General features: G+C 68.3%; 26 protein-coding genes. 14 read left to right on the top strand and 12 right to left on the bottom strand.

Annotation, left to right across the window (positions count from 1 at the left end; genetic code table 11):
- Nucleotides 1-68: 68 nt before the first annotated feature.
- The 4 genes from JWS14_RS21365 to JWS14_RS21350 all read right to left on the bottom strand — a co-directional run bounded on the left by JWS14_RS21365 (nt 69) and on the right by JWS14_RS21350 (nt 3,557).
- Entirely contained in the window at nt 69-746 is a 678-nt protein-coding gene (locus JWS14_RS21365) for a FadR/GntR family transcriptional regulator (protein ID WP_072949549.1), read from the bottom strand.
- Between the two features lie 51 nt (nt 747-797).
- Complete coding sequence (locus tag JWS14_RS21360) at nt 798-1,868, bottom strand: quercetin 2,3-dioxygenase (RefSeq protein ID WP_206014300.1); 1,071 nt, start codon at nt 1,866-1,868, stop codon at nt 798-800.
- Entirely contained in the window at nt 1,865-2,809 is a 945-nt protein-coding gene (locus JWS14_RS21355) for an alpha/beta hydrolase (protein WP_095865642.1), read from the bottom strand. Before JWS14_RS21355 ends, JWS14_RS21360 begins: the two co-directional genes overlap by 4 nt.
- 73 nt (nt 2,810-2,882) lie before the next feature.
- On the bottom strand, nt 2,883-3,557 hold the full coding sequence (locus JWS14_RS21350; RefSeq protein WP_241031429.1) for a TetR/AcrR family transcriptional regulator: 675 nt from the start codon (nt 3,555-3,557) through the stop codon (nt 2,883-2,885).
- A 143-nt stretch (nt 3,558-3,700) separates the two neighbouring features.
- Here JWS14_RS21350 and JWS14_RS21345 point away from each other — a divergent pair, with 143 nt between their 5' ends.
- Together JWS14_RS21345 and JWS14_RS21340 are read left to right on the top strand one after the other, a co-directional pair.
- Nucleotides 3,701-4,984 (top strand): MFS transporter, encoded by a 1,284-nt coding sequence (locus JWS14_RS21345; RefSeq protein WP_206014299.1) that lies wholly within the window; start codon nt 3,701-3,703, stop codon nt 4,982-4,984.
- The gene (locus tag JWS14_RS21340; protein WP_206014298.1) at nt 4,981-7,680 is read left to right on the top strand and encodes an alpha-L-rhamnosidase; all 2,700 of its coding nucleotides are present in this window, start codon (nt 4,981-4,983) and stop codon (nt 7,678-7,680) included. Before JWS14_RS21345 ends, JWS14_RS21340 begins: the two co-directional genes overlap by 4 nt.
- Here JWS14_RS21340 and JWS14_RS21335 read toward each other — a convergent pair.
- Together JWS14_RS21335 and JWS14_RS21330 are read right to left on the bottom strand one after the other, a co-directional pair.
- Complete coding sequence (locus tag JWS14_RS21335; protein ID WP_206014297.1) at nt 7,643-8,419, bottom strand: pirin family protein; 777 nt, start codon at nt 8,417-8,419, stop codon at nt 7,643-7,645. The genes JWS14_RS21340 and JWS14_RS21335 overlap by 38 nt on opposite strands.
- A gap of 36 nt (nt 8,420-8,455) precedes the next feature.
- Entirely contained in the window at nt 8,456-8,965 is a 510-nt protein-coding gene (locus tag JWS14_RS21330; RefSeq protein ID WP_206014296.1) for a VOC family protein, read from the bottom strand.
- A 102-nt stretch (nt 8,966-9,067) separates the two neighbouring features.
- Between JWS14_RS21330 and JWS14_RS21325 the strand changes: the two genes are divergently transcribed.
- The 5 genes from JWS14_RS21325 to JWS14_RS21305 all read left to right on the top strand — a co-directional run bounded on the left by JWS14_RS21325 (nt 9,068) and on the right by JWS14_RS21305 (nt 11,356).
- Nucleotides 9,068-9,529 carry a MarR family winged helix-turn-helix transcriptional regulator gene (locus JWS14_RS21325; protein ID WP_072949569.1) on the top strand — a complete coding sequence of 154 codons (462 nt, stop codon included), beginning with the start codon at nt 9,068-9,070 and terminating at the stop codon, nt 9,527-9,529.
- A gap of 22 nt (nt 9,530-9,551) precedes the next feature.
- Nucleotides 9,552-10,028, top strand: a complete 477-nt coding sequence (locus JWS14_RS21320; protein ID WP_072949571.1) for a carboxymuconolactone decarboxylase family protein — start codon at nt 9,552-9,554, stop codon at nt 10,026-10,028.
- A gap of 117 nt (nt 10,029-10,145) precedes the next feature.
- A complete protein-coding gene (locus JWS14_RS21315) occupies nt 10,146-10,700 on the top strand; it encodes a YceI family protein (protein ID WP_206014295.1) in 555 nt (184 codons plus the stop codon).
- Nucleotides 10,701-10,893: 193 nt separating this feature from the next.
- Nucleotides 10,894-11,133, top strand: coding sequence for a DUF6400 family protein (locus JWS14_RS21310; RefSeq protein WP_072949576.1), 240 nt, complete (start codon nt 10,894-10,896; stop codon nt 11,131-11,133).
- Nucleotides 11,120-11,356, top strand: coding sequence for a hypothetical protein (locus tag JWS14_RS21305; protein ID WP_072949578.1), 237 nt, complete (start codon nt 11,120-11,122; stop codon nt 11,354-11,356). The genes JWS14_RS21310 and JWS14_RS21305 overlap by 14 nt, the downstream gene beginning before the upstream one ends.
- Before the next feature lie 19 nt (nt 11,357-11,375).
- On the opposite strand, the gene JWS14_RS21300 is transcribed toward JWS14_RS21305, so the two are convergent.
- The gene (locus JWS14_RS21300; protein WP_206014294.1) at nt 11,376-12,158 is read right to left on the bottom strand and encodes an IclR family transcriptional regulator; all 783 of its coding nucleotides are present in this window, start codon (nt 12,156-12,158) and stop codon (nt 11,376-11,378) included.
- Between the two features lie 198 nt (nt 12,159-12,356).
- Here JWS14_RS21300 and JWS14_RS21295 point away from each other — a divergent pair, with 198 nt between their 5' ends.
- From JWS14_RS21295 to JWS14_RS21285, 3 genes are read left to right on the top strand one after another with little or no spacing between them, the layout of a single operon-like run.
- The gene (locus JWS14_RS21295) at nt 12,357-13,124 is read left to right on the top strand and encodes a CoA transferase subunit A (protein ID WP_087555275.1); all 768 of its coding nucleotides are present in this window, start codon (nt 12,357-12,359) and stop codon (nt 13,122-13,124) included.
- On the top strand, nt 13,121-13,783 hold the full coding sequence (locus JWS14_RS21290) for a 3-oxoacid CoA-transferase subunit B (RefSeq protein WP_072949585.1): 663 nt from the start codon (nt 13,121-13,123) through the stop codon (nt 13,781-13,783). The genes JWS14_RS21295 and JWS14_RS21290 overlap by 4 nt, the downstream gene beginning before the upstream one ends.
- Nucleotides 13,784-13,814: 31 nt before the next feature.
- Complete coding sequence (locus JWS14_RS21285; protein WP_206014293.1) at nt 13,815-15,014, top strand: acetyl-CoA C-acetyltransferase; 1,200 nt, start codon at nt 13,815-13,817, stop codon at nt 15,012-15,014.
- Nucleotides 15,015-15,050: 36 nt separating this feature from the next.
- Here the strand turns inward: JWS14_RS21285 and JWS14_RS21280 are convergent, their stop codons facing one another.
- Together JWS14_RS21280 and JWS14_RS21275 are read right to left on the bottom strand one after the other, a co-directional pair.
- Nucleotides 15,051-15,713 (bottom strand): enoyl-CoA hydratase-related protein, encoded by a 663-nt coding sequence (locus tag JWS14_RS21280; RefSeq protein WP_206014292.1) that lies wholly within the window; start codon nt 15,711-15,713, stop codon nt 15,051-15,053.
- Nucleotides 15,713-16,348, bottom strand: coding sequence for a TetR/AcrR family transcriptional regulator (locus JWS14_RS21275; RefSeq protein ID WP_206014291.1), 636 nt, complete (start codon nt 16,346-16,348; stop codon nt 15,713-15,715). The genes JWS14_RS21280 and JWS14_RS21275 overlap by 1 nt, the downstream gene beginning before the upstream one ends.
- A gap of 154 nt (nt 16,349-16,502) precedes the next feature.
- Here JWS14_RS21275 and JWS14_RS21270 point away from each other — a divergent pair, with 154 nt between their 5' ends.
- The gene (locus JWS14_RS21270) at nt 16,503-17,945 is read left to right on the top strand and encodes a sugar porter family MFS transporter (RefSeq protein ID WP_072943532.1); all 1,443 of its coding nucleotides are present in this window, start codon (nt 16,503-16,505) and stop codon (nt 17,943-17,945) included.
- A gap of 36 nt (nt 17,946-17,981) precedes the next feature.
- Nucleotides 17,982-18,341: a universal stress protein gene (locus JWS14_RS21265; protein ID WP_072943534.1), complete on the top strand. Its 360-nt coding sequence runs from the start codon at nt 17,982-17,984 to the stop codon at nt 18,339-18,341.
- 43 nt (nt 18,342-18,384) lie between these two features.
- Here JWS14_RS21265 and JWS14_RS21260 read toward each other — a convergent pair whose 3' ends face one another.
- Nucleotides 18,385-19,461 carry a LacI family DNA-binding transcriptional regulator gene (locus tag JWS14_RS21260; RefSeq protein ID WP_241031428.1) on the bottom strand — a complete coding sequence of 359 codons (1,077 nt, stop codon included), beginning with the start codon at nt 19,459-19,461 and terminating at the stop codon, nt 18,385-18,387.
- Nucleotides 19,462-19,547: 86 nt separating this feature from the next.
- Here JWS14_RS21260 and JWS14_RS21255 point away from each other — a divergent pair, with 86 nt between their 5' ends.
- Nucleotides 19,548-20,732, top strand: coding sequence for a Gfo/Idh/MocA family protein (locus JWS14_RS21255; RefSeq protein ID WP_206014290.1), 1,185 nt, complete (start codon nt 19,548-19,550; stop codon nt 20,730-20,732).
- Nucleotide 20,733: 1 nt separating this feature from the next.
- Nucleotides 20,734-21,735 carry a Gfo/Idh/MocA family protein gene (locus JWS14_RS21250; RefSeq protein ID WP_206014289.1) on the top strand — a complete coding sequence of 334 codons (1,002 nt, stop codon included), beginning with the start codon at nt 20,734-20,736 and terminating at the stop codon, nt 21,733-21,735.
- 4 nt (nt 21,736-21,739) lie between these two features.
- Here the strand turns inward: JWS14_RS21250 and JWS14_RS21245 are convergent, their stop codons facing one another.
- Nucleotides 21,740-22,369, bottom strand: a complete 630-nt coding sequence (locus tag JWS14_RS21245; protein WP_206014288.1) for a nucleoside/nucleotide kinase family protein — start codon at nt 22,367-22,369, stop codon at nt 21,740-21,742.
- A gap of 20 nt (nt 22,370-22,389) precedes the next feature.
- Entirely contained in the window at nt 22,390-22,803 is a 414-nt protein-coding gene (locus JWS14_RS21240) for a hypothetical protein (RefSeq protein WP_206014287.1), read from the bottom strand.
- Nucleotides 22,804-22,805 lie beyond the last annotated feature (2 nt).

Below are 22,805 nucleotides of genomic sequence, written 5' to 3'. Positions count from 1 at the left end.
ATGGTAGCCACAGACCACTGCCCCCTGTCAAGCACTGCATTCGGGAAAGGGCGGCGAAAAGTGATCGCTCAGTGAGCGTGCGCCTGCGCGGCCGCGCGGGCACTCGCCGCGTCGCCGGACTCGATGGCATCGACCAGTGCGCGGTGCACGTCGATCCGTCGCGCGAAGTACTCGCTGTTGGTGGCGCTTCGTTCGCGGCTCGCGCGCGTCGCGTGCTGCTCCACGTAGGTTTCGAGGCTCAGATAGGTTTCGCGCAACACCCGGTTGGGGCCGATCGCCACGATCCGGCGGTGCAGATCCCACACGGTGCGGATGAACGCCTCGGGGTCGCCGGCCGAGTCCTCGAGGACGGTCATCAGTCTCCGCAGGTCGGCGACGTCGGCCGCGGTCCGGTGCCGGGCGGCCAGTTCCGTCACGAGGGGTTCCAACTCTTCTCGGACGGCGATGGCGTCGGCGACTCCCGCCGCGTCGCCCTCGACGGTCAGCAGGGTGCGGCCGAGCCGGACCACCGACGACGGTTCGGCGACGAACAGGCCACCGCCGGGCCCGGGCCGGACGGTGATGACTCCCCGATCCTGCAGGAGCCGGACGGCCTCTATGACCGTTCCGCGGGCCATCCCCGACTCCTCCTGGAGTTCCTTGCGGGTGCCCACCCGATCACCGGGCGCGAGTTCGCCCGCGGCGATCCGATCCTGGATATGGGCGACCAGGGACTCTGCCCGGGTGACGGTGCTCTGGATCGCCATGGCTCGAGTGTAGAGCTCAGCCGCTCCGGCGGCGTGCGCGCCGGGCGGGACTCACCGCCCGGCGCCTCGGGCGGGCGGCGGGCCGACGACCTCGAGGTCCAGCTCCGCACGCGCCCGTGCGAACCCGTCGGCCGGGAACTGCATGTCGCCGCCCTCGGTGTGCACGTGCGCGTCCGTCGGGACGTTCATGTACTCGAAGAACTTCTCGAACACGCCGGTGGTCAGCAGGCCGAGCATCTGCGTGTCGTGGCTGTCGAACGCGAAACTGTGGATCGTTCCGGCAGGCGCATGGAGGAAGTCGCCCTTGGTCAGCGTGATCTCCCGACCGTTGGCGTGCAGGAGAATTCGACCCTCGATGCAGAAGAAGTTCTCGGTGTGCTCGCGGTGGAAGTGACGGGGAATGTACGCACTCTTGCCGCCCATGGTGTGCATCGCGAAATACGTTCCGCCGGTGTTCCGGGGCCGTGCGAGATACGTGTTCAACTGGTCGAGGCTCGCCCAGCGGTCGCCTTCGCCTGCCTGCAGCACGTAGGGCGACTCCCCTGCCGGGAGCACCGCGCCCGTCACCGCGGGCAGGTCCTTCTTCTCGAGATCGTGGAACCGGATGCCGAACCGATCCGCGAATTCGGATTGCCGCGCGTCCGACATCGGCGCCGCGGCGGAGTCGAAGACGTGCGACTGGGTTGCGTGGCCGGTCGCCTGCGACCACCGGTGCCCGTCGCCGACGGTGAGCCAGCTCAGGAACCGGGTCCGGTGCGCGAGCATGCGGTACGCGTACGGCGTCCCGGCCGGGACGGTGACCGAGTCGCCCGGCACGAGCAGGTGCGATTCGCCCGGCAACCACACCTGCAGCCGTCCGTCGGTGACGTACAGGAAGCGATGCTCGCGGTCGTGGGAGAGGAACGGGGTCTCGGTTCCCTTGCCGCCATACACATATGCGGCGCCGAATTGTCCGCCGGTGTCCTCAGGGCGGGCGATGACGGTGATCAGTTGCCCGCCGAGTTCGTGGCGCTCACCTTCACCGGCGGCCATGGCGTAGGGCACGCAGCGGCCGGGAAGGGTGTCGAGTTGCGGGGCGACAGCGTGGACCTCGTCGAGGACGGGAATGTCGAAAGTAGTCATGGTGTGCGTGTTCCTGGTTTCAGTGTGTGCGAGAAGAAGGCTTCGATCGCGGCGAATGAGGCGGAGGAGTACCTCTCGGTCAGTGCGCGACCGAAGTCGCTCACCGCGCGGGTCGAGGCCGGCGCCTGCGGATCTCGTTCGAGACGGCCTTGGTCGAGGGTCTGGTCGGGGCCGAGTTCGAGGACGTGCCCCGGGTTGAAGAACCCATGCCCGAATCCCTCGATCAGGTAGAGAATGGCGTCGTTGCCGTGAGCGACGAGCGCGTCGTACAACGCGACGCTCTGCGTGAACGGCACCAGGTTGTCGGCGACACCGTGCATGACCAGAAACGGCGGCGCTCCGGGCGCCACGTGCAGCGCGGGGCTCGCGGATCGCGCCGCGTCCAGTCGGTCCCGGATCGCGCCACCGAGCAACGACGCCTCCGGGGAATGGCCCTCCCCCGGTGTCCGTTTCGCGGAGAGGTCGACGAGGCCGGGCAGGTCGGCGGGCCCGTAACCGTCGACGACGGCCTGCACCGAGCTGTCGACGGTCGTGGGTTCTTCCCCGGGCAATCGTGTTGTGGCCGAGTGCACTCCGGTCAGCGCGGCGAGGTGCCCACCGGCCGACGATCCCCACACACCGATCCGGTCGGGGTCGATGCCGTGGTCCGCGGCGTTGGCGCGCAGCCAGCGCACCGCCCGCCGGACATCGAAGAGCTGGCCGGGGTGGCAGGTCCCGGGCGCGAGGCGGTAGTCGATGCTGACCATGACGTAGCCGTGTCCTGCGAAGTGTTGCACCAGATCTGGGCATGCAGTGCGGTCTTGAAGCCGCCAACCACCTCCGTGCACCCACACGATCGCAGGCAATGGATGCGCTGCCTCGGCGGGGCGTACGAGATCGAGTAGCAGATCGGGGGCGTACTCGACGGTGGATCGGCGGACGACGGTCGAAGCCGTGTCCAAGGGATTGAACTCCTTCGGATGCAGGACCCGGGCCTGGGTCGCCGCTCGCGCGGTTGTAAGGCCCTTCCATAGGTCACTGTCTGTCGGGCACAGTAGCAGCTTCGACAACCTGAACGGAAGACCCGGATTCTTCCTCCGTCGCGCCGGTCAGCGCGGCGGTCAGCCGCGCGGCATGTCCGCGGACACCCTCGACGATGTCGACGACGCCGTCGCTGAGCACCCACTGCAACTGCAGGCCGTCGCTCACCGCAATGCATTCACGCGCGAGCGCCGGGAAGTCCAGCGATGCCGGCAGCCCGTCTCGGTGCACCCCCTGACGCAGGCGCGCCGCGAGGGCATCGACGGCGCCGTCGTAGCGCTGCGCGAGGACGGCGTGGGCGGGACTGCTCGGATCCGCCGCCTCCGCGCTCACCAGCACGAACAGTTCGATGAGACCCGGCTGTCCGACGAGTCGCCGCGCCGCGTCGACCATCGCATCCAGGGTCGCCAGACCCGACACCTCGGCGGGGAGGGTGTCCCACCACTCGGCCGAGGTGTCGAGGCGGTACTGCGCCACGGCCAGAAGGAGGTGCTTCTTCGACGGAAAGTGGTGCAGCAGACCACTGTCGCTGATTCCCGCGTCGGTGGCGATGCTGGCCATGGTGGTCGCGTGGTACCCCTCCGCCGAGAATCGCCCCGCGGCCGCCTCCACGATTCGCGTGCGCCGCTCGATTCCCACCGAGTAGCTGCCACGCGCCCGTTTTCCCATGTCGCCACGATACGACAGCACGATTCTCGGATTGAAAACCGGATACACCCGGTTTTCGTGTACGGTGCTGTGCATCACACTGCGACGTCCGCTGCGCCCCACCTCGCCGCGCGGATCTTCACTTCACGGAAGGCGGAACGCCGATGGCTACCGTTCGCTCCACACACCCGTCCCCCGCACAGCTCGGCCACCCCTCCGCGGTCACCGCGCCGCGCCCCCGCTACGTCGTCCCCGCCCTGGTCGTCGGCGCATTCGGGGTCTACTTCGGCAGTCTGACCCCGACCATCATCACGCTGTCGATCCGCATCTTCGGCGTGGACGCCGAAGGCAAGACACTCGGACTGTCGACGGTGGTGCTGATCGGCGCCCTCGTCGCGCTCGCCTCGATACCGCTGTTCGGCTCCCTGTCCGATCGCACGACCAGCCGGCTCGGCAGGCGCACCCCGTGGCTGATCGGCGGCGCTCTCGTCGCGTTGGCCGGCCTCACCGTGATCGCGCTGGCGACGAACGTCGCGGCGATCGCCGCGGGCTGGGCACTCGCGCAGCTGGGCTACTCCGCGGCGCTGGCCGGGTTCGTCGCGCTCATCCCCGACTTCGTCCCCGACCATCTGCGCGCCCGGTTGTCGGGGATGATCGGCTTCGTCACGGCGTTCGCCGTTCTCGCAGGCGTCACCCTCGGGAGCCGCCTCGCCGACCACCCGGTGCCGATGATGATCATCCCCGGCATTACCGCCGTCGTGTGCCTGACCGTCGTCGCCGTGGTCATTCGAGGCGCCGACTCGGGTGTGGACCCGGCCACGTTGCAGCCCTACAGCTTTCGCGAGTTCGCGGCAAGCTACTGGATCAACCCGATCCGGCACGCGGACTTCGCGCTCAACTGGATCAGCCGGTTTCTGTTCGGGCTCGCGATGGTCGGGCTCACCACCTACGCGACCTACTTCCTGGTCGACGCGGCCGGACTGAGTATCACGGACGCGGCCGCCGAATATGCCCACGCCACCGCCGTCACCACCCCCATCTCGATCGGGTCGTTCCTGCTCGCCGGATTCCTCTCCGACAAACTGGGCCGGCGCAAGGCCTTCGTCGCGGTCGCATCGTTCCTCACCGGCGGCGCGCTGGTGTACCTGGCCGTGAACCCGCACATCAGCGGGTTCCTGCTGGCGTTCGTCGCCTTCACGATCGGTCAGGCGTGCTACCTCACGGTCGACATCGCGATCGCCGCCGCGGTCATCCCCGACGTCCGGCAGACGGCCAAGGCGATGAGCGTGTACCAGGTGGCGGCCACACTCCCCTATGCCGTCGTCCCGCTCATCGGCGCCGTGCTCCTTCCACTCACCGGCGACAACTATGCGCTTCTGTTCTGCGTCCTGGCGGCCTGCGCCGCCGTCGCCGGCGCAGCCGTTCTCTTCGTGCGGTCGATCCGATGACGACACCGACACACCTGCGCCTCGAACATCTCCGGCCCGGCGAACCCTGCGGCACCACCCACCCGCGACTGTCCTGGTGGCTGCCCACCGGAAGCGCCGGTCAGCAGGCATACCAGGTCCGGGTCGCGGGCGTCTCCGACCGCACGTCGAGCACCCTGTTCACCACCGAGATCATCGAGGGACGCGACCACGTCCTCGTGCGACCCTGGACGGCAACGCATCCGGCGCCGACCGCGGGCGAGGCACGCACCTGGCAGGTGCGGTGCTGGACGGATCTCGGACCGAGCGATTGGTCCGAGCCCGCTCCGTGGGTCACCGGCCTTCTGCACGGCGGCGACCTCACGGCCGACTGGATCGAACCGTACGAGCCCGACGTTCCGCCGCTCGGTCACCGTCCCGCATACCGGCTGCGCGCCTCCTGGCGACCGCAGGCGGAGATCACACACGCCTCGTTGTTCGCGACCGCTCACGGCACCTACGAGTTCTTCGTCAACGATGTCCGGGTCGGTGATCACGAGCTGACCCCGGGCTTCACCTCCTACCGAGCGCACCTGCAGGTGCAGCATTTCGACATCACCGACCTGCTGCGCCAAGGACACAACGACCTGGGAATCCTGCTGAGCGACGGGTGGTTCCGTGGCCGGCACGGGTTCGAGCGCCACGGTGACGGTTTCGGGGATCGGCTTGCCGCGCTCGCGGAACTGCACGTCCGTTATGCCGACGGAACGTCGGAACGCTTCGGCACCGGCGACGGCTGGACCAGCGCACCGAGTGAGATCGACGCCGCCGACCTGATGGACGGCCAGCGGGTGGATCTGCGCCGGGTGCCCGCCGACGAGGTACACCACCCGGCGGTGGTCGCTCGCGGTGGACTCTACGACGATCGTGCCCGGTTGACGACCGGCGTGGCACCCCCGGTGCGCCGGATCGAAACACTGGCGGCGGTGGCCGTCACCGAGCCCCGACCCGGAACGTACGTCGTGGATTTCGGGCAGAACATCAACGGATGGGTGGCTGCGGCCGACCTCGGCCCGGCAGGCACGCACGTGACCCTCACCCACGGTGAGTCCCTCGCTGCCGACGGGAGGGTCGACACGGATCACCTGCGCGCTTTCGAGTTCGCGACCGGCAAGAGTTTGCCTGCCGGTCAGGTCGACCACGTCGTGTCATCGGGGCGCCGCGGCGAGGCATTCGAGCCGCGCCACACCACTCACGGGTTCCGGTACGTCCAGATCGACGGGACCGAGACGAAACCGGGGCCCGACTCGATCACCGCCGCCGTCGTGCACACCGACCTGGAACAGGTGGGGCGTTTCGGGTGCGACAACGCTCGTCTCGAGAAACTCCACGCCGCCGCGGTGTGGAGTTTCCGCGGCAACGCCTGCGACGTCCCGACCGATTGTCCCCAGCGCGAGCGGTCGGGCTTCACCGGCGACTGGCAGGTCTACGTCGAAACAGCGGCCTTCACAAATGATGTCGCGGGATTCAGCGACAAATGGCTGCGTGATCTCGCCGCCGACCAGTGGCCGGACGGCACGGTACCCAACATCGTGCCCAACCCGGCAGGCAACCAGCCGTCGGGTAACCATTTCGCCGACATCGCCAACGGCTCGGCCGGTTGGGGCGACGCCGCCGTCATCGTCCCGTGGCAGCTGTGGCGCCTGTACGGCGACGTCGAAGTCCTGGAACGCCAATACGATTCCATGACGCGGTGGGTCGAGCTGGCCGCCGGCACGGCGCGCGACCGCCGCCATCCCGACCGCGCGCGTGCGCGTCCCACACCGGACGACCACGAAAAATATTTGTGGGACACAGGTTTTCACTGGGGAGAGTGGCTCGAACCTGACGAGATTCCCGCGCCCGATCCCGCTCGCGATCACAGTGTGGTCGCCACCGCGTACCTCGCACGGTCGGCGGGACTGCTCGCGCAGATCGCCGGCGTGCTGGGTCGCAACCGGGACGAGTGCCGCTATGCCGCGATCGCCGCGGGGGCCGTCCACGCCTGGCAGCGCGAATTCATCGCGCCGGACGGCACTCTGACCCACCCGACCCAGGCGAACTATGTCCGCGCCCTGGAGTTCGACCTCGTTCCGGCCGAGGCCCGCCACCGGTTCGCCGACGAACTCGCACAGTTGCTCGCCGACAACGACGATCACCTCGGCACCGGTTTCCTGGCCACCGGGATGTTGCTGCCCGCGCTCGCACGCAACGGGCACCTCGACACCGCCTACCGGGTACTGCTGTCCACCGGCAATCCGTCCTGGATGGAGATGATCGACCGCGGCGCCACCACTATCTGGGAGCGATGGGACGGAGTCGACGAGAACGGCCGCGCCACCGCCTCACTGAATCACTACGCCAAGGGCGCGGTCATCTCGTTTCTCGTCGCCGGCCTGCGCCCGGCCGAGACCACCGGCCCCGACACCGTCGGTTATCGCCGATTCGTCGTCGATCCGCGCCCCGGCGGGGACATCAATGCCGCCCACGCCGAGCACTGCAGCCCGTACGGCAACATCGCGGTGCGCTGGACGATCACCGACGACCTGTTCACCGTGAACCTGACCGTGCCGGCAGGCAGCGAATGCGAACTTCGACTAGGAAATACCACGGAACTCCTCCGGTCCGGGACCTACACCCGCACCTGCCCCGCCGCTCGCGTCATCCGGCGATCTTCGCGTGCATTTCCCACACGATGATCTCGGCGCCGGTGTCGGTGGTCATCTGCTGCCCACCGCCACCGCCGATCCGGACGGCGTCGCCCTCGGCGAGGAGGCCGACACCCTCCAACGAGGCTTCGCCGCGCGCGACGAAGACGTGGAGGAACGGGGAGTCGGGCAGGGTGATGGGCGCCTGGCCGGGCTGCAGTCGTGCGACATGCATTGCGGCGTACTTGTTCTTGATGCGGATCGCCGAGTGGTCGGCGTGGCCCGGCATGCCGGACGCGACGGGAACCAGCCCGCCGGCGAGCAACTCGTGGTCGATTTCGAGTTGCTCGTAGCCGGGGGTGATCCCGGCTTCGTCGGGGACGACCCACATCTGGATGAAGTGGACCGGATCGCGGTGCTCGTCGGCGTCTCCCTGCAGTCGCCACGAGTCGTTCTTCTCCGAGTGCAGGATTCCGGTTCCCGCGCTCATGCGCTGGGCGAGTCCGGGGTAGATGACGCCGGAGTGGCCCATCGAATCCTGGTGCACCAGTGAACCCTGGAGAACCCAGGTGACGATCTCCATGTCCTGGTGCGGGTGGGTGTCGAAACCCTGGCCGGGGACGACGATGTCGTCGTTGTTGACCATGAGCACACCGTGGTGGGTGTTGGCCGGGTCGTAGTGGTTGCTGAACGAGAAGGAATGCTTGGAATCGAGCCAGCCCACGTTCGTCTTGAAGCGGTCGTCGGCGCGGCGGACGTCGAGGCGGGGTGAGGTGATGGCGGCAGTCATGAGTGAATCCTTTCCAGCGTTCTCAGAGCAGGGTTTTCACAGAACGTGTGAGCCGTACATTTCGCCGAGCGGATCGGCGATGAGTTCGAGGCGGGCACCGTCGGGATCGCGGAAGTACAGCGACACCTCGCTGTGTTCGACGAGTTCGACGCCGGCGTCGACCAGTTTCGTGCGCAGGTGATTCCAGCGGCCGGGTTCGACGCTGATCGCGATGTGGTGGAGTCCGCCGAGCACTTCCTGATACGGGCCGACGTCGAGGCCCGGGAAGTCGAAGAAGGCGAGCAGGTTGCCGTTGCCGATGTCGAAGAAGAAGTGCGAAGACCCGGGGTAGTCGCGATTCTCGATCAGTTCGGTCAGCGGGAACTCGAGGAGATCCTGATAGAACCGGACGGTGCGCTCGACGTCGCTGCTGATCAGCGCGGTGTGGTGGAGTCCGCGGGCCGAGGATGCGGGCCGCGACGAGACGGGCTTCATATGCTCGGCGCGGATCCTGTCGCGTTGCGCGGCGAACCGCTGGGAGCGCTCCTGCTCGTCTGTGGTGCTCATTGCCCGAACCTCTCTCCGCGAAACGCCGATGATTGCGCTTTCAACTATCACCACCGTACACCAAGTAGTTGCGCTGTCAACTACTTGGGATATGCTGGTCCCGTGGAATCGACCAGATGGCTCAGCGCCGAAGAACAGAACACGTGGCGCGCCTACCTGGACGCCACCCGACTACTCCTGCAGGCGCTCGATCGGCAGCTCACCCGCGACTCCGGAATCTCGTTCACGGACTTCGAACTTCTCGTCGTGCTGTCGGAGGCGCCGCAGCGGCAACTGCGGATGCGGGAACTCGCCGACGCGGTCACCACGACGCGCAGTGGCGTGACCCGGGCGATCAGCCGGCTGGTCGAGGCAGGCTGGGTGCGGCGGCTGGAGTGCAAGGACGACAAGCGGGGAATGCTGGCCGAGCTGACCGACGCCGGCGCCGAGAAGCTCGCCGCCGCCAGCCCCGGACACGTGGCGGAGGTGCGCCGCGACATGTTCGACCTGCTCTGCCCCCGGGACGTCGCCATCCTCGGGCACGACTTCGGCGAAATGCGCGCCCACCTGCAGGAGAACCCCTGAGCCACCCACCGAAAGGCCGGTCATGAGCAGCACGTCCACGGAGAACGACTACGTCCACATCGACAAACAGAGTCCGGCCGTCTATCAGGCGCAGATCGGCGTCGCCAAGGCCATCCGTCACGCGACCACCGAGGCCGGGATGGACCGGCGGTTCGTCGAGTTGATCAACGTCCGCGTCTCCCAGATCAACCGCTGCGCGTACTGCCTGGACGTGCACGTCGCCGCGGCGATCGCGGCGGGCGAATCCCAGCAGCGTCTCGCAGTTCTGCCTGCCTGGCGGGAGACGACACTGTTCTCCGAACGCGAGGTCGCGGCCCTCACCCTGGCCGAGTCGATCACCACGCTCCCGGACGCGCACCGCCAGGACGCCGACTACGCCTTCGCGCGGCGGTTCCTGTCCGAGCAGGAGATCTCCACGGTGAGCTGGATCGCCGTCACGATGAACGCGTTCAACCGGATCTCCATCGTCAGCCGCCATCAGGTCCGGCCGAAGCAGTAACCGCAGCTCACCCACCCTCCGCAGATTTTAGTTGACATCGCAACGACTTCCCCCTACCTTAGTAGTTGCAGATTCAATTACCTCGATTCGAGTGCCGTTCACCGTCAAGGAGTTTTCATGACCACCGCCACCGCCACCCTCCCCAACCTCACCGCCGGAACCTGGACCATCGACACCGTCCACTCCACCGTCGGCTTCTCCGTCCGCCACCTCATGGTCAGCAAGGTCCGCGGCACGTTCAACGACTTCGCAGGCGCGATCACCGTCGCCGAGGACGGCACCACTGCCGTCACCGCCGAAATCCAGGTCGCGTCCATCGACACCAAGAACACCGACCGCGACGCCCACATCAAGTCCGCCGACTTCTTCGACGCCGAGCAGTACCCCACCGCCACCTTCACCTCCACCGCCGTCCGCGCCAAGGGCGACGACTACGTGGTCGAGGGTGACTTCACCCTCCACGGCATCACCCGGCAGGTCGAGCTCGGCCTCGAGTTCAACGGCGTCAACCCCGGCATGGGCAACGGGCCGGTCGCCGGCTTCGAAGCCACCACCGTCCTCAACCGCAAGGACTTCGGCATCACCATCGACATGCCCCTCGAAGGCGGCGGCGCCGTCGTCGGCGACAAGATCACCATCACCCTCGAGATCGAGGCCGGCCTTCAGGCCTGACCCACCCGCACCACCGGAACCACCCGCGCCCCGTCGTCCACCCGGACGACGGGGCGCGTCGTTGTGAACACGACGCAACACTTTCGATCGACGTGATCCAGGTCATTGTGATCTTGGGCAGGCTCGAGTGACCCTGACCCCTTCGATGTCGGAGCCCGTTCGATGTCGGCGACTGCGAAACGAAGGTGACCACATGGGTAGCGACTCCGAACTCTCGTTCGCTCTCGACCTCACGCTGGACGAAGCGCGTCGGCGCACCGCTGTCCTCGAAGCGATCGGCGAGGACTGGGATCCCGTCGCCGTGCTGGCGGAGGAAGAGCGGGCCTACGACATGCTGTATTCCGGGCTCGACCCCGAGCAGCAGCGCATCTACGACGAACTGGTGCAGGCAGGTGTGCTCCCGGATCGGACGGTGGGCCGTGTTGCCGATTGATCCCACCGCGGACTTCTCCCGTCGTGCCTGGTTGCCCTGCCCGGGCTGCGACCACGGCTCGTCCTGCGGCGACTGCGGGTCCGGCCGCAACTGCCACCGGCACTGGCAGTACCTGCTGAGCAATCAGGGAACCACCGTGCACCTGCAGTGCCCCGACTGCACGCACGTGTGGAGCATCGACACCCGCCACGGGCGGCCGGGGCGTCGCCGGAAGGCCGCGTAGGCGGGGTCCGACCGCTGGTTCAGCCGCGGCTCCGCGGCCGGTCGGCGAGTAGCTGGGTGAGCCGGTGTGCCTCGCGGAGGAGGAATTCTCCCAGTTCGCGACGTCGTTCCTCACGGAACCGGCTCTCCACCCCGGTGATGCTCAGCGCCCAGGCCGGTGATCCCTGGGTGTCGAAGACGGCGGCGCCCATCCCCCAACTGCCCTCGACGAGCAGTCCGGGGTTGACGGTGTAGCCGTTGAGGCGGGTCTCCGCGATGCGCTCGGCGATCTTCTCCCGGCTGTGCTGCGGCCCCCATTCGCCGGTGACGTCCGCGCGCGTCAGGTACTCGTCGATCTCGCGGTCCGGCAGGTGCGACAGGATGACCATCCCCGCCGTCGCCACCCCGAGCGGAAATCGGATTCCGATGTGCAGCACGTGCGAGCGCAGCGGGAAGCTGCCCTCCTCGCTCGCAATGCAGACCGTTTCGTCGCCGCGGCGAGCGGACAGGAACACGCTTTCGCCGGTCTCGCGGGCGAGATCGCGGAGGATGTCGCGGGACCGGTCCGTGATGTCGTACCTGCTGGCGGCGAGCGAGCCGAGCAGGTACAGCTCGGGTCCGAGCGACCATTTGCCCGACTTCAGGTCGCGGTCGACCAGCCCCTCCTCGGCCAGCGAGACGAGGAGGCGATGCACGGTGGGGCGGGCGAGGCCCGTCTCCCGCGCCAGGGCGGACGTCGAGGATCCCGACGATTCGAGCGCCGCGACGGCCCGCAGGATCGATCCCACCCGGTGAATGACCTGTGGTCGCTGCGCCTCGTTCATGACCGGAGTATACGTCCACTCAGTGAACGCTCTTGTCCACGACGTCCAGACCGCGAGCAACATGTTCGATCTCCTTGAAATGCATGAAGCGACCCCTTTTAGTGGAGCAAAGCCCGTTGCAGGAGTCGTCCACTGGATGGACGAAATGTCGCGGGAAGGCGGTATCGCCGGGTTCGGCGGCCAGAAGAAAGGATGCACATGGGATCGAGAGTGTTCGACACCCCGGAAGAAGCTGTCGCGGACGTGTCCGACGGCGCGACGATCGCCGTCGGCGGATTCGGCCTGTGCGGAATCCCCGACTCGCTGATCCGCGCGCTCGCCGACTCGGGTGTCGGGAACCTCGAGGTCTTCTCCAACAACTGCGGTGTGGACGACCACGGGCTCGGGATCCTGCTGGGCGCCCGCCAGATTCGCCGTGTCACCGCGTCCTACGTCGGCGAGAACAAGGAATTCGCCCGCCAGTACCTCTCCGGTGAGCTCGAGGTGGAACTCACCCCGCAGGGCACGCTGGCCGAACGCCTCCGGGCCGGCGGTGCGGGCATCCCCGCGTTCTTCACCCCCGCCGGTGTCGGCAGCCCGGTCGCCGACGGCGGCCTGCCGTGGCGCTACGCCGCCGACGGTTCCGTCGCGCTCGCGTCGCCCGCCAAGGAAACCCGGCAGTTCGGCGACAAGCGCTACGTCCTCGAACTCGGCATCACCGCCGACTTCGCCCTGGTCCACGCGCTGCGCGGCGACACCGCCGGCAACCTGGTCTTCGACAAGACGGCCCTGAACTTCAACCCCCTCGCGGCCATGGCCGGGAAGGTGACCATCGCGCAGGTCGAGGAACTCGTCCCCGCAGGCACCATCGATCCCGCCCAGGTGCACCTGCCCGGAGTCTTCGTTCAGCGCATCGTCGAGACCGGCCCCCAGAACAAGCGGATCGAGAAGCGGACAGTCAGCAGCACGGAAGGAGCCACTCGATGACCGGCACCAACGGATGGACACGTGACCAGATGGCCGCCCGCGCGGCCGCGGAGATGGTCGACGGCGAATACGTCAACCTCGGCATCGGACTGCCGACGCTCATCCCCGGATACCTCGGCACCGACGTCACCGTCACGTTGCATTCGGAGAACGGGATCCTCGGCACCGGCCCCTACCCCACCGACGAAAACGTCGACCCCGACCTGATCAACGCGGGCAAGGAGACGGTCACCGTCAACGCCGGAGCCGCGTTCTTCGATTCGGCGCTGTCGTTCGGCATGATCCGCGGCGGTCACATCGACACCGCCGTCCTCGGCGGCATGCAGGTTTCCCGCACCGGCGACCTCGCCAACTGGATGGTCCCCGGCAAGATGGTCAAGGGCATGGGAGGCGCGATGGACCTCGTGCACGGGGCGAGCCGCGTCATCGTCCTCATGGAACACACCGACCGGGACGGCAACCCCAAGATCATCGACACCTGCACCCTGCCGCTGACCGGCCAGGGCGTCGTCAACCGCATCATCACCAACCTCGCCGTCATCGACGTGGTCGGCGACGGCACTCTCGCCCTGCGTGAAGTCGCCCCCGGTGTCACCGTCGACGACGTCGTCGCCGCCACCGGAACCCCCCTCGAGATCCGCGAATCCGCGCTCGTCTGACCGACATTCGACACGACACAAGGACACTCCCATGACTTCACGTATCAGGTCCGTCATCGTCGCCGGGGCCCGGACCCCCGTCGGCCGGCTGACGGGTTCGCTCGCCACACTCTCCGGATCCGATCTCGGCGGCATCGCCATCAAGGGCGCCCTCGACAAGGCCGGCGTGGCACCGGAACTGGTGGAGTACGTGATCATGGGGCAGGTCCTCACTGCCGGCGCCGGTCAGATCCCGGCCCGGCAGGCCGCGGTCGCCGCGGGCATCCCGATGTCGGTGCCCGCCGTTACCGTCAACAAGGTGTGCCTGTCGGGTCTCGACGCCATCGCGCTCGCCGACCAGCTGATCCGCGCCGGCGAGTTCGACGTCGTCGTCGCCGGTGGGCAGGAGTCGATGTCCCAGGCGCCGCACCTGCTCCCGGGCTCACGGGGCGGGTTCAAGTACGGCGACACCACCCTCGTCGACCACCTCGCCTACGACGGCCTGTACGACATTTTCACCGACCAGGCGATGGGCGCACTCACCGAGACCCGGAACGCGACCACCGACAAGATCGGTCGCGAGGAGCAGGACGCCTTCGCCGCCGCCTCGCATCAGCGTGCCGCGGCCGCGTGGAAGAACGGCCTCTTCGACGACGAGGTCGTTCCCGTCACCATCCCGCAGCGCAGGGGTGAGCCGCTCGTCGTCACCGAGGACGAGGGCATCCGCGCCGACACCACCGCCGAGTCGCTGTCGAAGCTGCGTCCCGCGTTCAGCAAGGACGGCACCGTCACCGCCGGGTCCGCGTCGCAGATCTCCGACGGCGCCGCGGCCGTCGTGGTGATGAGCAAGGCCAAGGCCGAGGAACTGGGACTGGAATGGATCGCCGAGATCGGCGCCCACGGCGTCGTCGCCGGTCCGGATTCGACGCTCCAGCAGCAGCCCGCCAACGCCATCGACAAGGCCTGCTCCCGAGAGGGACTCGACGCGTCCGCCCTCGATCTCGTCGAGATCAATGAGGCGTTCGCCGCCGTCGGCATCGAGTCGACCCGGCAACTCGGAATCGACCCGTCGAAGATCAATGTCAACGGCGGCGCCATCGCCATCGGGCATCCGCTCGGCATGTCGGGTGCGCGGGTCGTGCTGCACCTCGCGCTCGAACTGAAGCGACGCGGCGGTGGAACCGGCGCTGCCGCGCTGTGCGGTGGCGGCGGACAGGGCGACGCCCTGATCCTCCACGTGCCGGGAGAATGACCCCTACTCTCGCCCAGTAGGTTTCGTATCAGCCGGCTATGAACGGCCCGCGGCGAGAGCGGCGACGGCCGGCGCGAACATGGTCGACTTGATCGCACCGAGCGTGCCGGCGTCCTTCCCCGCGAGCGGGGAGATCAGGTCGACAGCGGCACCCAGGACCGCGCCTTCGGGCGCGGTCCCGTCGACCAGCCCGCTGGTGTGCGCCTCGGTGCCGCCGTACCGGTGGCCGGTGGTCATTGCGGTGATCGCGGGCTGCGGCGTCAGCTTGGCCTGGATCAGCGCCGCCATGCCCGGGGTGAACGGGATGTGGATGTCGACCTCGGGGAAGCAGTAGAACCCGCGGTCCGACCGCATCACCCGGTAGTCGTGGGCGATTCCCAGCATGGCGCCCGCGCCGAACGCGTGCCCGTTGACCGCGGCCACCGTCGGCAGCGGGAGCGTCAGAATGCGGCTGAACAGGGCCTGCACGCGCCCGACGTACCAGTCCGCGCGATCGCCGTTCGCCAGCAGCCACTCCAGGTCGAGGCCGTTGGAATAGAACTTTCCGGTGGCCGTGGTGACCAGGGCCTGCGCGCCGTGCTCGTGCGCGTCGTCGAGGAGACCGTCGACGGTGTCGAGCCACTCGGGGGAGAAACGGTTCTCGTCGTCGCCGAGGTCGAGGACGGCGATCTTGTCCCGGTAGGTCAGGGTGGCGGTCATCAGGAACCTTTCGTGGTGCTGTCGTGACGTTTCCCCGGGGGCGGGGGGTCGAGGGTGAGGACGGCGCGGACCGCCACCTCCAGGCGCCGGCGCATGGCGTCGTCCGGTTTCCGCCGGGCACGGAGCAGCAGTCCGGTGGGGAGTCCGACGACGCACGCTTCGATCACCTCGACCGCGCGACCGTCCCTGCGCCCCCACAACGCCAGCGCCAACCGGACGAACAGGTCGACGAGGACGGAGTCGAGGCGCGCCAACTCGTCCGCGACGGCCTCGGGGACGTCGGATCCGAGCAGTTCGTCGCGGCGCACGGTGAGCAGGAGTCGCGACGACTGCGGGAACTTCTCGGCGAAGCCGGCCGGGGTGTCGGCGGCCGCGACGACGGCGTCCACGGGACCCCGCTCCAGCGCGTGCTCGACCGATTGCTGTTGCAGGTCGAGGAATCGGTGCGCCGCCCGCAACCATGCGCGTCCGACGAGCCCTCCGCGGGAGCCGAATGCGTGATAGATGGCGCCGTTGGACATCTCCGTGGCGGCGGCGACCGCCCGCAGCGTCACCGCGCTCGGCCCGCCCTCGACGGCCAGCCGTTCGGCGGTGTCGAGCGCGGCGTCGAGGTCGTGGACGCGTGGCCTGGGCATACGTCAAACAATAACAGATCAAGCGTTCTATTACTCGTCGGTAGATACTGGCCCTGCCGCGCAGTGGGAGCCGGTCGATGATCGGCCAGCCGTTGTGCTCCGAGTCACAATGGGTTAGCTTTGTCCGGACATAAACACATTACGTGTTCTGCACATGGAATACGTCGAGGAGATGTTCATGGCCAGCGATCTCACCCGAACTACCGCCCAGCACCTGCCCGCCGACGCGCCTGGACGGCACTCGCACAGGCTCGGCGTCATCGCCGTCGTCGCCACCTTCGGCGGCCTGCTCTTCGGATATGACACCGGAGTCATCAACGGCGCACTCGAACCGCTCAAGGAAGACCTCCAGCTCACCTCGTTCACCGAGGGCCTGGTGGTGAGCATCCTGATCTTCGGCGCCGCGATCGGCGCCCTCATCGGCGGCCGGATGTCCGACCGGTACGGACGCCGGCACAACATCCTGGTACTCGCGATCATCTTCATGATCGGCACGCTCGGCTGCGTGCTGTCCCCCACGTGGGAGATACTCGCACTGTTCCGCTTCATCCTCGGCCTCGCCGTCGGCGGCGCATCCGCGACCGTGCCCGTCTACCTCGCCGAGATCTCCCCCGCCGAACGGCGCGGCAGCGTGGTCTCCCGCAACGAAGTCATGATCGTGTGCGGGCAGTTCGCCGCATTCGTGATCAACGCCGTCATCTTCAACATCTGGGGTGAGCACGAGAGCGTCTGGCGCTTCATGCTCCTGATCGCCGTCGCTCCGGCCATCGTCCTGTTCGCCGGAATGCTGAGGATGCCGGAGAGCCCGCGCTGGCTGATGTCGCAGGATCGGCACGACGAAGCGCTCGCCGTGCTCCTCCAGGTCCGGTCCCCGGAGCGGGCGCGTGCCGAACTGGAGGAGGTCCAGGCGCTCGCGGAGGAAGAGAAGCTCGCGCAGACCGGCGGTCCCGCGGACCTGTCGGTGAAGTGGATCCGCCGCCTCATCTTCATCGGCGTCGGCCTCGGCGTGTTCCAGCAGGCCACCGGCATCAACTCGGTGATGTACTACGGCACCCAGCTGCTCGGCGACGCCGGATTCTCCTCCAACGCAGCCATTGTCGCGAACACCCTCAACGGACTGTTCAGCGTGCTCGGCGTCCTCACCGGCATCGCCCTGATCAACCGGATCGACCGTCGCAAGATGCTCATCGGCGGGTTCGTGCTCACCACCACGTTCCACCTCCTCGTCGGCCTGTCGGCCTTCCTGCTGCCCGACGGCACCGCGAAGGCCTATTTCATCCTCGTGTTCGTGGTTCTGTTCGTCTTCTCGATGCAGGGCACGATCGGTCCCCTGGTGTGGCTGATGCTGTCGGAGATCTTCCCACTGAAGATCCGCAGCTTCGCCATCGGCATCTGCATCTTCATGCTGTGGATCGCGAACGCGATTGTCGCGCTCGTCTTCCCGCCCCTCGTGGCAGCACTGGGAATCGCGGCCACCTTCTTCATCTTCGCGGGCCTCGGCGTGCTGGCTCTCGTGTTCATCACCACCCAGGTCCCGGAAACCCGCGGCCGCTCCCTCGAGGAACTCGAAGAGCAGTTCCGGCGCGAGTATTCGTGACCGTCTCCGCACCGAGTCCCGTGAAAGGTTGACCTCATGACAGTGCTCGTAGCAGTGACCGATACCTCCGAAGGATCGCACGCCCTCCTCGCCGGCAAGAAGGAAGCCGCGATGCTGGACACCGATCTGCTGGTGGTGAACCTCTCCCTCACCGAACCCGAAGAGGTGCACACCCTCGCGGACGACGGGGTGACCGTCCTCGACCGGATCGGCCGCGGCGACCGCGATCCCGCAACCGCGGTGCTGGATCTGATCGACGACCGGCCCGACATCGAACGCCTCGTGATCGGGGTCAAGCGCCGCAGCGCGGTCGGCAAGGCCCTCCTCGGCAGCGTGAGCCAGCGCCTCATCCTGCAATCACCGATCCCGGTTCTCGCGGTCAAAAGCCCTCAGTAGAAGCCGGTTTCACGTTCCAGCGCGGCGCCCGGCAGTAGGGAGGTCACCCCTTCCCGCCGCCGGGCGCCGCTGTCGAACGGCGAACACTGAGCGTCGGCGTGTGCAGGTGGATGCGCCGCGACTGCGTCGGTCGCTCCAGCCGCTGCAGCAGGAATTTCGCGGCCTGCGCACCGACCGCGAAATTGCCGTTGTTGACCGACGTCAGCGACAGGTGCCGGATCCGCGCGAGATACGTGTCGTCGTACCCGACGAGCGAGAGGTCGTCGGGGACTCTCAGGCCGCGGTCGTCGGCCGCTGACAGCGCCCCGACGCACGTGACGTCGTTGAACGCGAGGATCGCCGTCGGCCGGGGTTCGGCATCGAGTACACGACCGGCCGCGACGTATCCGCTCTCCTCGGTCATGCCTGCGAACTGCACGGACGCGAGGTCGCCGCACCCGGCCTCGGTCATCGCCTCGGTGAATCCGTCGCGGCGCAGAGTGCCCACCACTCCGGGACCCTGCAGGTAGGCGATCCGCCGATGGCCGAGGTCCAGCAGATGCCGGGTGGCCAGCCGGGCACCGGCGATGTCGTCGTCCGCCGCGATGTCGACGTTCGGCAGACTCGGTTCGTGGGTTCCGGCGAGGACGACGGGGACGAGGGCCGCGGCCCGTTCGATCGCGGGGCCGGCGTCGGTGGTGCCCACCACCACCAACCCGTCGATCCGCTGCGACAGCAGGGTCTCGACGGTGTCCCGCCCGACGCGCTGATCCAGATGACTGTCGGCCAGCACCGGCGCGATCCCGACGGCGTCGAGCGTCGTCGTCATCCCTTCGAGCAGTTCGACGAACCAGGGGTTGCGGAGGTCGTTCAACATCACCCCGACTGTGCCGCTGCGCGATTCGGACAGTCCGCGGGCGATGGTGTTCGTCCGGTAGTCGAGTTCCTTCATGGCCTGCGTGACCATCTCGCGGCGGGCGGCGCTGACGTTCGCCTCGCCGCGGAGCACCCGGGACACCAGCGATTTCGACACCCCCGCCCGCGCGGCCACGTCGCGGATCGTCGGTGGGCGAAACGACGACGCTCCCGGCGCCACGTCCGCCGCCTCACCCTCGGCCGTGCCGCGATCTGATTCGTTCACGAGGGACAGCATATGGAGCCGGGGCCGTGTTACGCTCATCACAACTGGGACCGGTCCACGTTTGTCCCTTTCCGGAAGGAGCCGAGTTGAGCAAGCACGGAAGTTTGCGACTGTCCGCGGGCATGGTCGGCGGCGGACAGGGCGCCGACATCGGCAAGACCCACCGCTACGCGATGCGCCTGGACGACCGATACGACCTGCAAGCGGGAGTCTTCGGACGCGACAGCGCGTCGTCGGCGCAGATCGCGGAGAGCCTCGGCGTGACGGCCGAGCGCACCTACCGCGACCACCGGGAGATGGCCGAACGGGAATCCACCCGCGAGGACGGCGTCGACGTGGTGGCCGTGACCACCCCGAACGACAGCCACTTCGACATCGCGCGCACGTTCCTGGAGGCCGGCATCTCGGTGGTGTGCGAGAAGCCCCTCACCCGCGACTCGGAGTCGGCAGCGGAACTCGTCGCGATTGCCGAGTCGTCCGGCGCCATTCTGGCTGTCCCACACTGCTATTCGGCCTACGCCATGGTCCGGCACGCGGCCCGGATGGTGCGCGACGGCGACCTCGGACGCATCCGGTTCGTGGCGGTGGAACACGCGTCCGGCTGGGCGGCGACGCCCCTCGAACTCGGCGAGCACCGGCAGGCGCGGTGGCGTACCGACCCAGACATCGCGGGATTCCCCAGCGTCGTCGGCGATCTCGGTACCCACGCCTACCAGCTGTTGCGCTTCGTCACCGGTCTCGAAGCGACCCGGGTATCGGCCGAACTGGACACCCTCGTCCCCGGGCGGCGGGTGTTCGACAACGCCACCGTGCGCCTCACCCTCTCCAACGGGGCACCCGCGACGCTCTGGGCGAGCATGGCCGCCACCGGCAACGAGCACGGCCTGCGCATCCGGGTCTTCGGCGACACCGCGAGCATCGAATGGCGGCACGAGGATCCGCACCACCTGACGGTCCGCGACCTCGACGGCGCCACCACGATCCTCGCGCAGGGAATGCGCACGCTGTCCGAGGACGCCGCCCGGCTCACCCGTCCCGGGCTGGGACACCCCGAGGGCTTCCTCGAGGCGTTCGCGAACTTCTACCGCGACCTCGCGGACGAACTCTGCGCCCGCCGCGACGGCGAGCCCTCCACCCTCCGCGATCTGTCCTTCCCCACCGGACGCGACGGGCTGATCGGTGTCCAGTTCGTCGAGGCGACGGCCGCCTCCGACGCCGCCGACTCGGCCTGGGTCGTTCCCGCTTTCGCATACGAAAAGGTCGGTATCTGACATGCAGCGTTTCGCCCTCATCGGAGCCGGATTCATCGGCGGCGTTCACGGCGCCAATCTCGCCGCGCACCCCGACGTCGACCTGGCACTCGTCTTCGACATCGACCTCGCGCGCGCGACGGACCTCGCCAAGCGGCACGGCAGCCGCGCGACCACCGATCTCGCGGAAGTCTTCGATTCCACGGCGATCGACGCCGTCTTCATCGCGTCGTCCACCGGCACCCACGCCGAGCATCTCCGCACCGCGGCGACGGCGGGAATCCCGGCCCTGTGCGAGAAGCCCATCGACCTCGACCTCGCACGCGCCGTCGACATCGTGCGCTTCGCCGACTCCCGGTCGCTGCGGGCGATGGTCGATTTCAACCGCCGCTTCGATCGCGACTACGCCGAACTGCAGCGGGTGGTCGCGTCCGGCGAGATCGGCTCGGTGGAGCTGATCCAGATGACCAGCCGTGGCCCGGCGATGCCGCCGCTCGAGTACATCGCCGTCTCGGGCGGGCAGATGCGCGACCAGACCGTCCACTTCTTCGACCTGGCCCGGTGGATCTCCGGGCTCGACCCCGAGTCGGTGTTCGCGACCGGCTCCACGCTCGCCGAACCCCGCCTCGCCGAGTACGGCGACGTCGACACGTCGGCGGTCACGCTGCGTCTGCCCGGCGGCGCACTCGTCCAGATCGACTCCACCCGGCGGATCGGCTACGGCTACGACGAACGCATCGAGGTGCTCGGTTCCACCGGCATGGTCGAGGCGCGACGTCAGCGCGCCGGGTCCGTGTCCCGGTACAGCGCGGGCCGAGTGGTCGACGACGGGATGCACGCGGGATGGTTCGAGAGGATCCGGGCCAGCTACCGCATCGCACTCGACCACTTCGTCGACGCGCTGGAGACCGGTGCCGCAATCGGACCCACCCTGTCGGAGGCGTTGAAGGCGCAGGCGATCGCCGAGGCCGCGACCCGCTCGCTCACCAGCGGTCGCATGGAGCCGATCGAGTACCCGGCCTGAAGGGTCACACCGGGTCGCCGCGGACGACGACGTCGGCCCGGGCGCGGCCGGGTGCAACCAACGCGGCGTTGCGTTCGTCGCTGCGCCGCACCCACTCTCGCGCCTCGTCGGGTGACTTGCCGAACCGGACGTGCCGCTCGACGAGGCGCGCGACGCGCTCGTCCCCGTCCGGAGCGAGGAACCACGCTTCGTCGAGCAGGGCACGCACCGCCGACCACGGTTCCTCGTCGAGGAGGAGGTAGTTGCCCTCGGTGATCACCAGCGGAACGTCCGGCGGGACGGCGATCGACCCGGCGTACGACTCCTCGACGTCCCGGTGGAACTGCGGGGCGTACACCGTCTCGCCGTTCCGTTCCCGCAGCCGGCGCAGCAGCGCCACGTACCCGGCGGCGTCGAACGTGTCCGGCGCCCCCTTGCGTCCGGCCCGGCCGAGGCGGGCCAGTTCCGCACTCGCCAGGTGGAACCCGTCCATCGGCACGACCACCGCGGACGATCCCAACCCCGCCAGCACCGCCGCGGCGACGGTGCTCTTGCCCGAGCCCGGCGGTCCCGCGATGCCGAGAACGCGGCGCGTGCCCGGCGCGGCGAGCGCCCGGGCACGCGCAACGAGTTCCTCGAGTCGACCGTCGTCCATAGGCAGACCGTAGTCCTCCCTCAGCCGACTACTCGTGGTGCACGGGTGGGTGCGTCCTCCGTCGGGGCGGAACGCCAGGTCGTCCCGAGCACCGCGCTGATCACCCGGTCCTGGACCGCCACGAGGATCAGCGTCATGAGGCAGCCGTAACCGAAGACGACGAGCAGCCAGAGCAGGTTCAGTCCCGGTGCGCCGTCGACGAGCATCGGGGTCACCATCGTCACGAGCAGCGACTCGATCAGCCCCAGCAGCACCGCGGGGACGACTCCGAAGGGTGTGCGCCCCAGCAGGATCGGGTGCACCGACAGGACCAGGAAGATGACGACGGCCACACCGAACCCCATCATCAGTTCGAACGGCACCCCGGGCAGGGCGTCCTTGACGAGCAGGAACAACCCGGCCCAGCCGACGCCGCACGCGAAACTCAGAAACATCC

The sequence above is a fragment of the Rhodococcus koreensis genome, assembly GCF_017068375.1.
Lineage (GTDB): Bacteria > Actinomycetota > Actinomycetes > Mycobacteriales > Mycobacteriaceae > Rhodococcus_F > Rhodococcus_F koreensis.
This window is presented reverse-complemented; position numbering and strand designations above follow the sequence as displayed.

Excerpts from the sequence above, each read along its gene's own strand:
- JWS14_RS21270 (WP_072943532.1), top strand. The coding sequence starts at position 16,503 with ATGGAATACGTCGAGGAGATGTTCATGGCCAGCGATCTCACCCGAACT.
- JWS14_RS21345 (WP_206014299.1), top strand. The coding sequence starts at position 3,701 with ATGGCTACCGTTCGCTCCACACACCCGTCCCCCGCACAGCTCGGCCAC.
- JWS14_RS21265 (WP_072943534.1), top strand. The coding sequence starts at position 17,982 with ATGACAGTGCTCGTAGCAGTGACCGATACCTCCGAAGGATCGCACGCC.
- JWS14_RS21365 (WP_072949549.1), bottom strand. The coding sequence starts at position 746 with ATGGCGATCCAGAGCACCGTCACCCGGGCAGAGTCCCTGGTCGCCCAT.
- JWS14_RS21350 (WP_241031429.1), bottom strand. The coding sequence starts at position 3,557 with ATGGGAAAACGGGCGCGTGGCAGCTACTCGGTGGGAATCGAGCGGCGC.
- JWS14_RS21250 (WP_206014289.1), top strand. The coding sequence starts at position 20,734 with ATGCAGCGTTTCGCCCTCATCGGAGCCGGATTCATCGGCGGCGTTCAC.
- JWS14_RS21330 (WP_206014296.1), bottom strand. The coding sequence starts at position 8,965 with ATGAGCACCACAGACGAGCAGGAGCGCTCCCAGCGGTTCGCCGCGCAA.
- JWS14_RS21335 (WP_206014297.1), bottom strand. The coding sequence starts at position 8,419 with ATGACTGCCGCCATCACCTCACCCCGCCTCGACGTCCGCCGCGCCGAC.
- JWS14_RS21245 (WP_206014288.1), bottom strand. The coding sequence starts at position 22,369 with ATGGACGACGGTCGACTCGAGGAACTCGTTGCGCGTGCCCGGGCGCTC.
- JWS14_RS21360 (WP_206014300.1), bottom strand. The coding sequence starts at position 1,868 with ATGACTACTTTCGACATTCCCGTCCTCGACGAGGTCCACGCTGTCGCC.
- JWS14_RS21280 (WP_206014292.1), bottom strand. The coding sequence starts at position 15,713 with ATGACCGCCACCCTGACCTACCGGGACAAGATCGCCGTCCTCGACCTC.
- JWS14_RS21275 (WP_206014291.1), bottom strand. The coding sequence starts at position 16,348 with ATGCCCAGGCCACGCGTCCACGACCTCGACGCCGCGCTCGACACCGCC.
- JWS14_RS21320 (WP_072949571.1), top strand. The coding sequence starts at position 9,552 with ATGAGCAGCACGTCCACGGAGAACGACTACGTCCACATCGACAAACAG.
- JWS14_RS21285 (WP_206014293.1), top strand. The coding sequence starts at position 13,815 with ATGACTTCACGTATCAGGTCCGTCATCGTCGCCGGGGCCCGGACCCCC.
- JWS14_RS21300 (WP_206014294.1), bottom strand. The coding sequence starts at position 12,158 with ATGAACGAGGCGCAGCGACCACAGGTCATTCACCGGGTGGGATCGATC.
- JWS14_RS21315 (WP_206014295.1), top strand. The coding sequence starts at position 10,146 with ATGACCACCGCCACCGCCACCCTCCCCAACCTCACCGCCGGAACCTGG.
- JWS14_RS21290 (WP_072949585.1), top strand. The coding sequence starts at position 13,121 with ATGACCGGCACCAACGGATGGACACGTGACCAGATGGCCGCCCGCGCG.
- JWS14_RS21240 (WP_206014287.1), bottom strand. The coding sequence starts at position 22,803 with ATGTTTCTGAGTTTCGCGTGCGGCGTCGGCTGGGCCGGGTTGTTCCTG.
- JWS14_RS21295 (WP_087555275.1), top strand. The coding sequence starts at position 12,357 with ATGGGATCGAGAGTGTTCGACACCCCGGAAGAAGCTGTCGCGGACGTG.
- JWS14_RS21340 (WP_206014298.1), top strand. The coding sequence starts at position 4,981 with ATGACGACACCGACACACCTGCGCCTCGAACATCTCCGGCCCGGCGAA.
- JWS14_RS21310 (WP_072949576.1), top strand. The coding sequence starts at position 10,894 with ATGGGTAGCGACTCCGAACTCTCGTTCGCTCTCGACCTCACGCTGGAC.